We start from the raw sequence: 11,890 nt of genomic DNA, 5'->3' as shown, positions 1-11,890 counted from the left end.
GGGGGTTGCCATTGGCGAATGCTAAGGCTTGTGCAAGCTGCGCTGGGTCAAAGCGCTCCGACGGGTGCGAGGAGAGCCGCTCAAGAAGGGCGAGCGCATTCTCTGGCAAGAGGCGGCGGACGCGGAGCGAATGCAACGTGTCGCACGAATCTAGTAGGTGGCCGACGCGATGGCGCGTCGTCACCAATATGAGAACGGCCCGCGCGACGTGGTGGGATGCGAGGGCTCCAATGATGGTGGCAGACGCACTATCAATGTGGTGCCCGTCGTCGATGGCCAGCACAAGCGTTTGTTCCGCGGAGACGGCATCGACGGCCTCCGTGATCGCCCGAGCGGCAAACGCGCTTAGAAATGTTGGCTCTGCCTGTGCCAGAGGCGCTGGTGCGTCGACGGGACTGTGGGTCAGGCGCTGAAGGAAAGCCATCGCCTCCGGTGCTACCCCCAGCCCACCCGGCGCGTCGAGGAGTTTCGGCACCAGATCCACGAATACGCCGAGCGGCCGCCGGACGTCATGCGGAGCGCACTCCACCTTCACGCATGTGGCTCCGTCCAGCGCAGCGGCCTTCAGGAACTCGGTGGCGAGACGCGTCTTGCCAATGCCAGGTTCGCCGTAGATGAGCACCACACTCGCTTCGCTGTGCTTGGCGCGATGGTAGTGTCGCCACAGCTCAGCCATTTCCTCGTCACGCCCGACGAACGGTCCGGGACCGATACGGCGGAATGACGGTTCCGGAACGTGTTCGTGGATTCGCGTGCGAAGCGCATGCGCCGACGTCCGCAACTGCGTCGGGTAGTGGCCGATTTCCTCAAGGTAGGAGTCGAGTAGCTGGACGGCGCCCGCCTTCTGTCCGCCGAGGGCGAGAGATTCGGCAAGCGCGAGCGTGGCTTCGTCGTTGAGGGGATCAATTGCCAGGCACGCTCGCGCAATGGGTTCGAGATCACGCCACCGCCCCAGAACGCGGAACTGGCCCAATTGGTCTAACAGTCCTCGCCGAACGTCATGCATGATGCGTACGCGCTGCGCGTCCAGCCAATCGGAATACGGCTGGGAGAAACTGGGCGAGTAACCGGGCAGGAATCCTCTGCCGGCGGCTTCCAGAAATTGCGGCGAACGGCTTCCCGCTTCGTGAACCTGCGCAAAATCAGTGCGCACCAATTCCGGCGGTATCGACACCGAATCCGCGTGAGCCACGATGGGAGCCCCAAGATGCCGCATCCGATAGATCAGTTGCCGTAGGCTGTGCGCGCCAGCGTCGCGGCCATGCTTTGGGAACAAGAGTGACTGCAACTCGTCCCGAGGTATGGCGCGTCCTGGTTCCAACGCCAGGTACAGAAGCGAACCAAACCCGCGCGATGCGCTGGGAAGCACGTGGCGGACCCCCACGTGAATCACGGCTACGCCGAGTGTATGGAGGAAGATCATGGCGACGTGCGGGTCGTGCGGCGTGTCTCGGCACGCTGGGCCACCGGGGGGACGGCGTCGTCACCGCAGAGTCCAGTATGTGACTTCCAGTAGTCGAACGCCAGCCTGTGCCGAGAAAACATCCGGACCAGCACCGTTCGCGCCCTGAGAGTGTCAATTCACCGCGTGGGTAGGGTGTGCGCTCCGGTCCGCTTGCGGCGATCCCGTCCGTACGGCGTGAGTCTCCGCTCGGGGTGGGCTCCCCTGGCCGCAATGCAGGCGCCTACCACACTGGACCGGTTGCCCAACTACCTTACGCCATGCGAAATCCCGATGGCGACGACACCGATCCGCTCGACGACGAGTTCCCCCTGGGTGACGGCGCGGCCGACACCGAGGCCACGGTGCTCTGCCCCTACTGCGCCGAGGAAGTGGAGATCACGCTCGATCCGGGCGGCGGCCCCGAGCAGGAATACGTGGAAGATTGCGAGGTGTGCTGCCAACCCTGGCGCGTGAACGTGGCCTACACCGAAGACGGCCACGCCGAGGTCACGGTACAAGCGCTGGACGAGTAGCCGGCCCCATCGGCCGGCGGCCGCCTACGGCCGCTGCTCCACCTGGATCACCCGATCCGCCGTGATTCCCTCGGCCTCGGCCTGGAAGTTCAACACCACGCGATGCTCCAGCACGCGCATGGCTATGGCGTTCACGTCTTCCAGGTCGGGCATGGGCCGGCCATCCATGGCCGCCCGCGCCTTGGCCCCCAACACCAGATACTGGCTGGCCCGCGGACCCGCCCCCCAACTCACGTACTTCTTTACCAGCGGCGTGGCGTCGTCGCTCTCGGGCCGCGTGCTGCGCGCCAACTTCACGGCGTAGCTCACCACGGTGGGCGGCGCCGGCAGCCGCCGCACCAGATGCTGCAGGTCCAGCAACTGCTGCGCGTTCAACAGCGGCGTGATCTGCACGGCGTCGTCGCTGGTGGTGGCGGCCACGATCCGCTCCTCCTCCGCCCGCGTGGGATACCCCACCCGCAGCTGGAACATGAACCGGTCCAACTGCGCCTCGGGCAGGGGATACGTGCCCTCCTGCTCGATGGGGTTCTGCGTGGCCAGCACAAAAAAGGGACGCGGCAGCGCGTGCGTCTGGCCGGCCGCGGTCACGGCGTGCTCCTGCATGGCCTGCAACAGCGCCGCCTGCGTCTTGGGCGGCGCCCGGTTGATCTCGTCGGCCAGCACGATGTGCGCAAAGATGGGCCCGTTCACGAACTTGAAGAACCGCCGCCCCGCCACCCGGTCCTCTTCCAACAGCTCGGTGCCGGTGATGTCGCTGGGCATGAGATCGGGGGTGAACTGCACCCGCGAAAAGCTGAGATCCAACGCCTGCGCCACGGTCTGCACCAGCAGCGTCTTGGCCAATCCGGGCACGCCCACCAGCAGCGCATGCCCGCCGGCCAGCAGCGCGGTGACCAGATCGTCCACGATATCGTGCTGACCTACAATGCGCCGGCCAATCTGCGCCTTGAGATCGCGGTGCGCCCCGGCCAACTGCGCCAGCAGCTCGAGATCGCGATCGTCGTCGCGCAATGGGCGAGGGGCGGGGGTTGTGGCCACGGAACACCGGGCAGAGGGTGACAATTACCGCGCGTGCCCGCAAAGCTAACGCCACGCACGGGGCAGCCGACAGACCGCCAATGCCCAGCAAGCAGCGGGCGGCGGGCAGTCCGTACCGGAGTGCCCACCGCCCGCCGTTCACTGCCTGTTGCTCACTGCCTGCTGCCTACGCAGGCCTAATGATCGCCCCGCACCATCCGGCCCAGCGCCACGTACGCGCCCGGCACGTGCGCCAGCGCCAGCGACACGGTGTGCGTGCCCGTGGCGTTGTTGGCCTGCCACGCCACTCCCGGCACGCCCACGGTGCCGGTGAACTGGAAGGTGAAGTCGGCCATCACGCACGCCGCGGGCGGCACGTGGAAGCCGTGATGCTCACCGCGCCCCGAACTGTCGGCGCCGGTGCTGTCTTTGGGAGTGGGGCAGGGCGCGGTGCCCGGCGTCACGCTGTTCTGCTGCGTGCCGCTGGTGCCCCACCAGGTGCCGCCGGCTCCGTTGAAATACTTGAGCCGCGCGGGAATGGGCAGCAGCATCCTGGCCGCCGAGTCCACCGACGCCGAGTCGTGGGACGCCGAGTCGGCCGACGCGCTGTCGCCGCGCGTGAACCGCGGCAGGCCGATGGCGCCAGAGTCGGACATGGCCACCAGCTGGATGATGTGCGCCGGCTGGCCGGGCTGCCACGCGAACAGCGTGTGCGTCACGCGCGGGAACCCGAACGGACACTCGTACTCGGCGTCGTGCGAGTTGTCCATGGGCGGCATGGGGCAGGCCGCGGGGCCGAGCGTGTCGTCCACGGCCAGCGCCACGGCGTTGAAGGTCTGCGGCACGTTGTCCACGAGGATGGTGATGGTGTCGAACACCGGCGCGCGCTGGAGCACCGCGGCCGCGCCGTAAAAGCGATTGGCGTCGTCACTGTCGCCGTGCGTGGCGACCACCGAGTCGCCCATGGTGTTGAATTGGGCCGCCACGACGGACGCCGCGACGTTGGATGAAAAGGTTGGAGCGGTGGGCGTGCGGTCGGACGAGCAGCCTGCGGCGGCACTCGATACGATGGCGACGGCAACCCACACGCCCCGGGAAGAATGAGTCCTCATGGGGGCACCTCCTGGTTCAGAACTCTGCGCGTACTACTCTCGAAGACGCGCCGGGTGCCACGATTTCACGCTAAGAATGGCGGCGAAAAACGAACGCGCGCTGACGCGTGTTAAGTGCGGCGACGCGTGAGCGGCGTCACAATCGCGCGCGCCGGTGAACAGCCGGCGCGCGCGGCGCGCTCAGTTGCTGTTGGCAAAGCGCGGCCACACGGATTGCAGCGTGGTTCTTGGATTGCGCGCCAACCACACGCGCACGTCGCGCTCCTCCTGCACCGACCAGGGACTCAAGATGCGCGCCGCCAGCCGCACGCTGCCGTACATGGACGCCAGCTTTGCCGAGTCAACGCGGATGGCGATGACCACCGTGCCCGGGCGCGTGCCCGGCCCGAAGAACCAGAACGATCCGCATCCGCATACGGCCGGCGGCAGTCCGTATTTGCCGGCGTAGAACTCGGCGGCGCCGGCCTCTCCGTAGTTGTCGGCGCCGATCACCGCCTGCGCCTGCTCGGCGGGCGGCAGCGCGCGGTACACGCGGGCCAGCGTTTGCGCCTGATGCTCCCAGCCGATCTGGTCGGCAAAGTCCTGCGGCAACAGGTCGCTGCCGCCGCGGTTGGTGCCCAGAGCCCACGTGGCGCCCGCGCGCACGATGTACTGCGCCGTGCGCTCGCGCGAGAGCAGCGGGAGGGCAATGGGAACGACGATCAGGCCTTCGAGCGCGATGACGGCGGCCACCGCAACGCGCAGCGGCGCGCGCACGCGGGGCGCGGGGGCGCGGCCCATGCGTTCCAGCCACACCGCGCCGGCGGCGATGAGCGTGGGGTAGATGGGGCCCACGTAGTACGGCTTGCCGTGCAGCAGCATGAGCAAGAAGAACGCGAGCACGCACGCCCAACCGGCGGCGCGGTACGCGGCCAGCGGCCGCCACGCCACCATGGCCACCGCGCCCGCCACCGCGAGCATGAACGTGGCGGCGCCGAGCATGAAGGGCATGGCCACTACATATGACAGCCAGTTCACGTGGGTGAGCTGCGAGGCCTGGAGGTCTCGCATCTGCCCCACCACGGGAAAGTGCAGCGCGATCTGGCCCGTGATGCTGGGGCTGCCGATGGCAAAGGCGAGCGCAGCGGCCAGCCAGGGCCATGGCGTGCGCAGCGACTGGCGGAGCGGCGTGACGAGCAGGGCGCCGAGCACCGAGACGCCCAGGAAGAGGATGCTGAACTTGGTGAGCAGGCCCAGCCCCATGGCGGCGCCGAAGGCCAGCCACCAGTGGCGCGCGGCGCGGGCGCGTTGTGGGCCGAGGGGCTCGGCGGCGGCGCGCGCCACGCGCAGGAGGGCGTAGAGGGCGAGCGTCCACCAGAGCTGGTCGAGCACCACCGGCTGGAAGAGGTTGCCGGGGCGGAGGAAGATGGGAGCGCAGAGCGTGGCGAGGGCGGCCAGGCCCTGGGCAAAGCGAGCGCCGCCGAGTTCGCGGGCGATGACGGCGGCGAGGACGACGAGGGCCGTGCCCTCGAGGGCGGGAAAGACGCGGGCGGCGGCGAGCGTGTGGCCCAACAGGGCCGTCTGCGCGTTGGCGAGCAGGGCGATGAGGGGCGGGAAGTCCATGCGCCAGAAGCGCAGGTGACGGCCCATGGCAAAGTACAGGAACTCGTCGCGGTGCAGGCCGTATGGGGAGACGGCGAGCACGAGCATGTGGACGGCGAACTTTGCGGCGGCGAACGCGGCCACGAGCCCGAGGCCGAGCGGGGCCCTGGGCAGAGGCTGGGGTGCCGCGCCGGTGGTGCTGGTGGCCGGCGGTATGGCGGGGGCTACCGGACCGTGAAGGCCACGCGCTCACTCACCGGGAAGTTGGAGCTGGTGAGGGTGGCGATGGCGGTGTAGTTGCCGGGGGCCGGGGGGTTCTTCCAGTTCTCGGCCACTTCGAAGCCCTGGCCGCCGCTCACGTATTTGATCTGCGTGGACTGGGTGAACATGCGGGCCTTGGCCCACTGCCACACCTGGCGGCCGAGCGAGTCGACGACGACGAAGTCGTAGGACTGGCCGCTGGGGAACTTGACCTCGACGCTCTTGTCGCCGGTGTTGACGACGTGGAGGGCGAAGCGGACGGCGTGGTCGCGGTGCTGGACGTCGAGGTAGGCTTTGACGTTGGGGTGGCCGCTGACGGGTTGCGCCTGTGGCGCCGGTTTGACGGCGACGGCGGAGTGGGCGCGCGCGGTACAGGCGACGCCGATGGCTCCGGCACACAGCAACGAGATGACGAGGCGCGAATTCATGTCAGGCGAGACGGGCAGGCGGGCGTCGCGGCACAGATTTGTGAGGTGCGTCCCAATCACAAATCCGACCACAGGCGAACTTATCAATCGTACGACGAATAGTCAACGTGAAGCGTAACGGGCGATCTGACGGCGGGGCCGCGACTTGGGTGGTCAAGGGGGTGGGGTGGGGCGGAGGGGGGCGGATGTGGGGAACTGTGGAGTCGCGAAGCCGGCGGCGCGGGTGGGTGGAACGGGGGCAGGGGAAGACATCAGATTTGTGTTATCGGGGTGGGATGGGCCGGCCGGCCGAGGGTGCCACGGCGTTGGATCCGGCGCATTCGGGGCGTCATGCGGAGCCTCTTGTTCAGGGGTTGCCTTCTGGGTGCCCGCATGGGCGCGCGGAGCGGGCGAGTGAGAGTGAAAACCATGCGTCCGGTTCGCTTGCGAAAAATTTCACAAAGTCCTAGTTTCCGGGCGGAAATGGACCGTGATCGCGAGCCAAACCCAGGGCGGGACGAGGGCCGATTCTCGCCCAGCAAGCGGACGATTCCGTCGGGCGCGCAGTTTGCCGGCATCGGGCTGCAGTTCGGGCTGACGATCGTGGTGTTCGTATTCGGCGGCATCTGGCTGGACGCGCATCTGCACACGTCGCCCTGGCTGGTGATCGTGGGCACGTTCGCCGGGGCGACGGGCGGGTTCTACTCCATGTATCGGCAGGTCATGGCGGAGCAGCGGCGGAACGAGCGGGACGCGCGGTGAAGGTGTTCGGGCTGTTCGCGCTGGCCGCGGCGGCGATGATCGGCGCGTCGATGGCGGCGCTGATGCTGCTGTTCGGCGGGGCGGGCGATCATGCGGCGCTGGAGCTCTCGGCGCTGGTGGCGTTCGCGGCGCACCTGGTGGCGTTCGCGCTCGCGCGGGGGCTCAGGGGGCGCAACATCTGGCTGGCGTGGGGGCTGGGCAGCCTGCTGCGGCTGGGCACGCTGGTGATCTATGCGGTGCTGGTGGTGAAGGTGTTGGCGGTGCCGCTGGTGCCGGCGCTGATCGGATGCGCGACGTTCCTGTTTCTCCCCACGGTGATCGAACCTCTGTTGCTGCTCAAATGAGACTTCGCACGTTTTTCGTGATGCTGTTGATGGCCGCGGCGATGCCGGCGATGGCGCAGAACGCGCCCGTGGCGCCGGCGGCGCAGGGGGTGCGCGCGCCGGAGCAGGAGCCGGGGCTGCGCAAGCCGCTGGGCCCGGCCGACCTGATCATGCCGCACATCACCGATGCGCGGACCATGGAACTGCCCTGCTTCAATCGCGACTGGTCGTGCGAGGTGAAGCTGCCGTCGTGGCCGGTGCGCATCGGCAGCACGACGATCGACATGGGGCCCACCAAGCACGTGGTGTTCATGCTGCTGGCGGCGGCGCTCTGCCTGCTGGTGATGGTGGGCACGGCGCGCGCGCACGTGCGGGCGTCGGAGGCGCACGGCCATCCGACGGGGATGGCGGCGGGCCTCGAGTCGGTGGTGCTCTATCTGCGCAACGAGATCTTTTTGCCCTCGCTGGGCCCGCACGGCGACGCCTACGTGCCGTTCGTGCTGACGCTGTTCTTCTTCATCCTGTTCATGAACCTGATGGGGCTCATCCCCTACGGGTCCACGCCCACGGGCAACGTGAGCGTGACGGCGACGCTGGCGCTGTGCGCGTTCGTGGCCACGGAGACGGCGGGCATGAAGGCGCAGGGCCTGGGCTACATGAAGACCATCGTCTACTGGCCGAGCGACATGCCGGTGGCCATGAAGCTGCCGCTGACGCTGGTGATGACGCCGGTGGAGATCATCGGCAAGTTCACCAAGCCGTTCGCGCTCACGATCCGTCTGTTCGCCAACATGATCGCGGGGCACGTGATCGTGCTGGCGATGATCGGGCTGGTGTTCACGTTCGGGAGCTGGTTCATCGCGCCGGCGCCGATCGCGATGGCGATCGGGATCATGATCCTGGAAGTGCTGGTGTCGTTTATTCAGGCGTTCATCTTTGCGCTGTTGGCGGCGGTGTTCATCGGGCAGATCAGAGCCGCCCATCACTAATAGGACGGTAGGACGGTAGGACGGTAGGACAGTAGGACGGATGACTGCGGACGCCGTTTACCAACGACCGTCCTACTGTCCTACCGTCCTACAGCAGGAAAGCGGCGCGCCGACAGGGCTCCAGGGGCGCGCCCGGTACCCGGTCGAGCGACCGGGGATGCTCGTTGGGACCCGGGTCCCGTGGACGGGCAGCGCCCTTGGCGAGAGCCGTCGGTGCGGAGCGATGGAACTGACTACGCAGGATAACGGAGATTGACAATGCAAATTCTTCCGCTGCTGCAGGCCGCGACGGAGACGTTCGGCAAGTCGTACTCGGGCGCCTGGGCGATGATGGGCGCCGGGATCGGCGCGGGCCTGGCGACGATCGGTGCCGGCATCGGCATCGGCCGGATCGGCGGCTCGGCCATGGATGGCATGGCGCGCCAGCCGGAGCTGCAGGGCAACATCATGACCAGCTCGTTGATTCTCTCGGCGCTCGTCGAAGGCGTGGCGCTGTTCGCCGTCGTCGTGGCGCTGCTGATCGAACTCAAGTTCACGTTCTGATCCGGGCGGTGGCGTCCGCCCCGGGGCGGCGCCACCACTCTTCATTCTCGCAAAAATCCCACATGCGCTCGTTCCGTCTTTCCGTTCCGATGCTGTTGCTGGCCGCGCCGCTTCTGGCGCAGGAGCCGGCGGCGCCGGGCGGCACGCTGATGAGTCTCCAGACCAACCTGATGTTCTGGACGCTGCTCATCTTCCTGGTCCTGTTCTACCTGCTCACCAAGTTCGCGTTCAAGCCGATCACGGCGGCCGTCGAGGCGCGCGAGAAGGCGCTGGAGGACGCGCTGGCGAGCGCCAAGCGCGACCGCGACGAGGCGGCGGCGCTGCTGGCCGAGCACCGGGCGCAGCTGGACGCGGCGCGCGGCGAGGTGCAGAAGCTGATCGCCGACGGTCGGGCGACGGCGGAGAAGATGCGCCACGACCTGATGGAGAAGGCGCGCGCCGAGCAGCAGGACACGGTGGAGCGCGGGGTGCAGGAGATCCAGCGCGAGAAGGAGCGCGCGGTGGCCGAGTTGCGGCGCGAGGCGATCGAGATGGCGATCGCGGGCGCGTCGCGGGTGATCGAGGAGAATCTGGACAGCGAGAAGAACCGCAAGCTGGTGGAGCGGTTCCTGTCCACGCTCAAGCCGGCCAAGGCGACCCACTGATGCGCGACGTCACGATCGCGGAGAACTACGCCGGGACGCTGCTCGAGCTGGCGCGGCGGGCGGATGACCTGCACGGGTGGGGCGCGCTGATCGGCGGCGTGGCCGACGCGATGGGCGCCAACGAGACGCTGCGGCTGTTCATGGAGTCGCCGCGGGTGGCGACGGGGCAGAAGAACGCCGTGCTGGCGGCGGCGTTCAAGAACGCGCCGCGGAATTTCCTGCGGTTCCTGCAGGCGCTGGTGCGCAATCGCCGGCAGATGCTGATTCCCGCGATCGCGGTGGCGTACACGGATCTGGTGGACGGCGTGGAGGGGCGGGTGCACGCGGCGGTGACGGTGGCGCGCGAGACGAGCGACCCCGAGCGGGACGCGATCGCGAAGCAGCTGTCGGCGGCGTTCGGCAAGCAGGTGGTGCCGCATTTCACGGTGAACTCCGCGATCCTGGGCGGGGTGATCGTGCGCGTGGGCGACGCGGTGATGGACGGATCCACGCGCAAGCGGCTGGGGCTGTTGAAAGCGAGCCTCATGGGGCGGTAGGCGGGGACGGGGGCGGGGGCGGGGTGGCAGCATGCGAGGGGGCGGCCCAACGACCGCCCCTTTTGCGTGGGCGCCCGCCTCAGCACCCGGCCTGCGTGCCGCGTATGTTCTCGGAGCCCGAGCTCAGTCCCGGCCCCGTCGCCCTTCCCTCCCCCTGAGGTTGCCATGACGCGGTTGCATACTTCCGTTCGCCTCGCGTGGCGCGCGCTGCTCGTCGTCGTGTTCGCCGCCACCGCGCTCCCGGCGCAGCGGTCCAACGTGGCCGAGCAGATCGCCGCCGACCGTGGGCTGCTGGCCAAGCAGACCTACGTCACGCCGCCGCCGGCGATCGAGAAGCTGGTGATGGCGCCGCGCTACCGGAACGTGTCGCTCACGGCGCTGAGCCCCGACCGCACGCACTTTCTGCGGCAGGACGGCGACGGGCTGCCGAGCGTGAACGAGTTCGGCAAGTTCCACTACTACTTTGCCGGGCTGCAAGTGGACCCCAGGGCCAATCGCGCGCGGGCGCTCACCACGCGCGCGTCCGCCGGCCTCACGATCATCGACGCCGCCACCGGCAAGTCGACGGCGGTGCAGGTGCCGGCCGGCGCCACGGTGAGCAGTCCGGCGTGGTCGCCCGACGGCAAGCAGGTGGCGTTCATCGCCAACTTCGACAACGCGTCGTACGCCTACGTGGCCGACGTGGCCACGGGCAAGTCGGCGCAGGCGGCCCGGGCGCCGCTGCTGGCGACGTTGGTGACGACGGTGGATTGGACGGCCGACGGCAAGCGCGTGATCGCGGTGCTGGTGCCCGACGCGCGCGGTCCCGAGCCCAGGAAGCCGGCGATCGCCACGGGCCCGCTGGTGCGCGAATGGCTGGACGGCGTGAAGTCGCCGCAGCGCAACTTTGCCAGCCTGCTCGACGAGCCGTTCGACATGGCCCTGATGACGTACTACGTGACCGGGCAGCTGGCGGAGCTGGACGTGAAGACGCACACGGTGCAGAAGATCGGCGCGCCGGCGATGTTCGAGAGCGTGGACGCGTCGCCGGACGGCCGATACTTTCGCGTGACGACGATGCAGGAGCCGTTCTCGTACGTGGTGCAGTATTCCAGCTTCGGCACCAGGGAGCAGCTGTGGGACGCCACGGGCAAGACGGTGGCCGAGCTGTGGGACCGTCCGCTGCGCGAGGGGCCCGACACGACGCAGGGGGGCGCGGGCTTCGGCGGGCGGGGCGGAGCCGCCGGACCGCCGGGCAAGAAGTTCCTGGCCTGGATGCCGCAGGGCGCGGGCATGTACTACGTGGAGCCGGTGCCCGGCGGGCGCGACTCGGCGAGCGGCAACGGGCGCGGCGGCGCGCGTGGCGGGCGCGGGGGCGCCGCGGGGGGCGCGGCCGCGAGCCGTCCCGAGCGCGTGGTGGAGTGGGCGCCGCCGTTCGCGCCCGCCGACATCAGGGTGCTCTACACCAACGACGGCGCGATCAGCCAACTGGTATTCAGCAACGACGCGAAGACGCTGTTCATCGCGCAGACGGCCAACGGCCAGGGCGAGATCTTCGCGGTGACCCTGGCCGAGCCCGAGCACAAGCACCTGATCATCCGCCAGCGCGATTACACGCCCACCTTCGCGGCGCTCGGGCGCGGGCGCGGATTCGGCGGGGGTGGGGGCGGCCGCGGCGGCCCCAGCGACACCGCGTTCTACAACAATCCCGGCGCCCTGCTCACGCAGCGCGGCACGCTGGGCGGCGACGTGGCGATGG

13 protein-coding genes are annotated in these 11,890 nt (G+C 68.8%); 8 read left to right on the top strand and 5 right to left on the bottom strand.

Going from position 1 to position 11,890, the window contains the following annotated elements; translation table 11 throughout:
- Positions 1 to 1,423: AAA family ATPase (locus VNE60_11300; GenBank protein HVB32103.1), on the bottom strand; the 1,423-nt coding region annotated here is incomplete at its 3' end.
- Between the two features lie 299 nt (positions 1,424 to 1,722).
- Between VNE60_11300 and VNE60_11295 the strand changes: the two genes are divergently transcribed.
- A complete protein-coding gene (locus tag VNE60_11295) occupies positions 1,723 to 1,977 on the top strand; it encodes a CPXCG motif-containing cysteine-rich protein (protein HVB32102.1) in 255 nt (84 codons plus the stop codon).
- 24 nt (positions 1,978 to 2,001) lie between these two features.
- On the opposite strand, the gene VNE60_11290 is transcribed toward VNE60_11295, so the two are convergent.
- The 4 genes from VNE60_11290 to VNE60_11275 all read right to left on the bottom strand — a co-directional run bounded on the left by VNE60_11290 (position 2,002) and on the right by VNE60_11275 (position 6,376).
- On the bottom strand, positions 2,002 to 2,988 hold the full coding sequence (locus VNE60_11290) for a MoxR family ATPase (GenBank protein HVB32101.1): 987 nt from the start codon (positions 2,986 to 2,988) through the stop codon (positions 2,002 to 2,004).
- A gap of 203 nt (positions 2,989 to 3,191) precedes the next feature.
- Positions 3,192 to 4,106: a hypothetical protein gene (locus VNE60_11285; protein HVB32100.1), complete on the bottom strand. Its 915-nt coding sequence runs from the start codon at positions 4,104 to 4,106 to the stop codon at positions 3,192 to 3,194.
- A 180-nt stretch (positions 4,107 to 4,286) separates the two neighbouring features.
- On the bottom strand, positions 4,287 to 5,831 hold the full coding sequence (locus VNE60_11280; GenBank protein ID HVB32099.1) for a glycosyltransferase family 39 protein: 1,545 nt from the start codon (positions 5,829 to 5,831) through the stop codon (positions 4,287 to 4,289).
- Between the two features lie 80 nt (positions 5,832 to 5,911).
- The gene (locus VNE60_11275; protein ID HVB32098.1) at positions 5,912 to 6,376 is read right to left on the bottom strand and encodes a BsuPI-related putative proteinase inhibitor; all 465 of its coding nucleotides are present in this window, start codon (positions 6,374 to 6,376) and stop codon (positions 5,912 to 5,914) included.
- Positions 6,377 to 6,838: 462 nt separating this feature from the next.
- Here VNE60_11275 and VNE60_11270 point away from each other — a divergent pair, with 462 nt between their 5' ends.
- From VNE60_11270 to VNE60_11240, 7 genes are all read left to right on the top strand, one after another.
- A complete protein-coding gene (locus VNE60_11270) occupies positions 6,839 to 7,117 on the top strand; it encodes an AtpZ/AtpI family protein (protein ID HVB32097.1) in 279 nt (92 codons plus the stop codon).
- Positions 7,114 to 7,461, top strand: coding sequence for a hypothetical protein (locus VNE60_11265; protein HVB32096.1), 348 nt, complete (start codon positions 7,114 to 7,116; stop codon positions 7,459 to 7,461). The genes VNE60_11270 and VNE60_11265 overlap by 4 nt, the downstream gene beginning before the upstream one ends.
- Positions 7,458 to 8,429 (top strand): F0F1 ATP synthase subunit A, encoded by a 972-nt coding sequence (gene atpB / locus VNE60_11260; GenBank protein HVB32095.1) that lies wholly within the window; start codon positions 7,458 to 7,460, stop codon positions 8,427 to 8,429. The genes VNE60_11265 and atpB overlap by 4 nt, the downstream gene beginning before the upstream one ends.
- A gap of 258 nt (positions 8,430 to 8,687) precedes the next feature.
- Positions 8,688 to 8,972 (top strand): ATP synthase F0 subunit C, encoded by a 285-nt coding sequence (gene atpE, locus VNE60_11255; protein ID HVB32094.1) that lies wholly within the window; start codon positions 8,688 to 8,690, stop codon positions 8,970 to 8,972.
- Positions 8,973 to 9,061: 89 nt separating this feature from the next.
- A complete protein-coding gene (gene atpF / locus VNE60_11250) occupies positions 9,062 to 9,616 on the top strand; it encodes a F0F1 ATP synthase subunit B (protein ID HVB32093.1) in 555 nt (184 codons plus the stop codon).
- The gene (atpH, locus tag VNE60_11245; protein HVB32092.1) at positions 9,616 to 10,152 is read left to right on the top strand and encodes an ATP synthase F1 subunit delta; all 537 of its coding nucleotides are present in this window, start codon (positions 9,616 to 9,618) and stop codon (positions 10,150 to 10,152) included. The genes atpF and atpH overlap by 1 nt, the downstream gene beginning before the upstream one ends.
- Before the next feature lie 165 nt (positions 10,153 to 10,317).
- The coding region (locus VNE60_11240; protein ID HVB32091.1) for a hypothetical protein at positions 10,318 to 11,890 on the top strand (1,573 nt) is incomplete at its 3' end.

This window comes from Gemmatimonadaceae bacterium (genome assembly GCA_035533755.1).
Lineage (GTDB): Bacteria > Gemmatimonadota > Gemmatimonadetes > Gemmatimonadales > Gemmatimonadaceae > JAGWRI01.
This window is presented reverse-complemented; position numbering and strand designations above follow the sequence as displayed.

What these genes read in the sequence shown, in the direction of transcription:
- VNE60_11295 (HVB32102.1), top strand. Translation starts at nt 1,723, where the DNA reads ATGCGAAATCCCGATGGCGACGACACCGATCCGCTCGACGACGAGTTC.
- VNE60_11285 (HVB32100.1), bottom strand. Translation starts at nt 4,106, where the DNA reads ATGAGGACTCATTCTTCCCGGGGCGTGTGGGTTGCCGTCGCCATCGTA.
- VNE60_11275 (HVB32098.1), bottom strand. Translation starts at nt 6,376, where the DNA reads ATGAATTCGCGCCTCGTCATCTCGTTGCTGTGTGCCGGAGCCATCGGC.
- VNE60_11270 (HVB32097.1), top strand. Translation starts at nt 6,839, where the DNA reads ATGGACCGTGATCGCGAGCCAAACCCAGGGCGGGACGAGGGCCGATTC.
- atpB (HVB32095.1), top strand. Translation starts at nt 7,458, where the DNA reads ATGAGACTTCGCACGTTTTTCGTGATGCTGTTGATGGCCGCGGCGATG.
- atpE (HVB32094.1), top strand. Translation starts at nt 8,688, where the DNA reads ATGCAAATTCTTCCGCTGCTGCAGGCCGCGACGGAGACGTTCGGCAAG.
- atpF (HVB32093.1), top strand. Translation starts at nt 9,062, where the DNA reads ATGCTGTTGCTGGCCGCGCCGCTTCTGGCGCAGGAGCCGGCGGCGCCG.
- atpH (HVB32092.1), top strand. Translation starts at nt 9,616, where the DNA reads ATGCGCGACGTCACGATCGCGGAGAACTACGCCGGGACGCTGCTCGAG.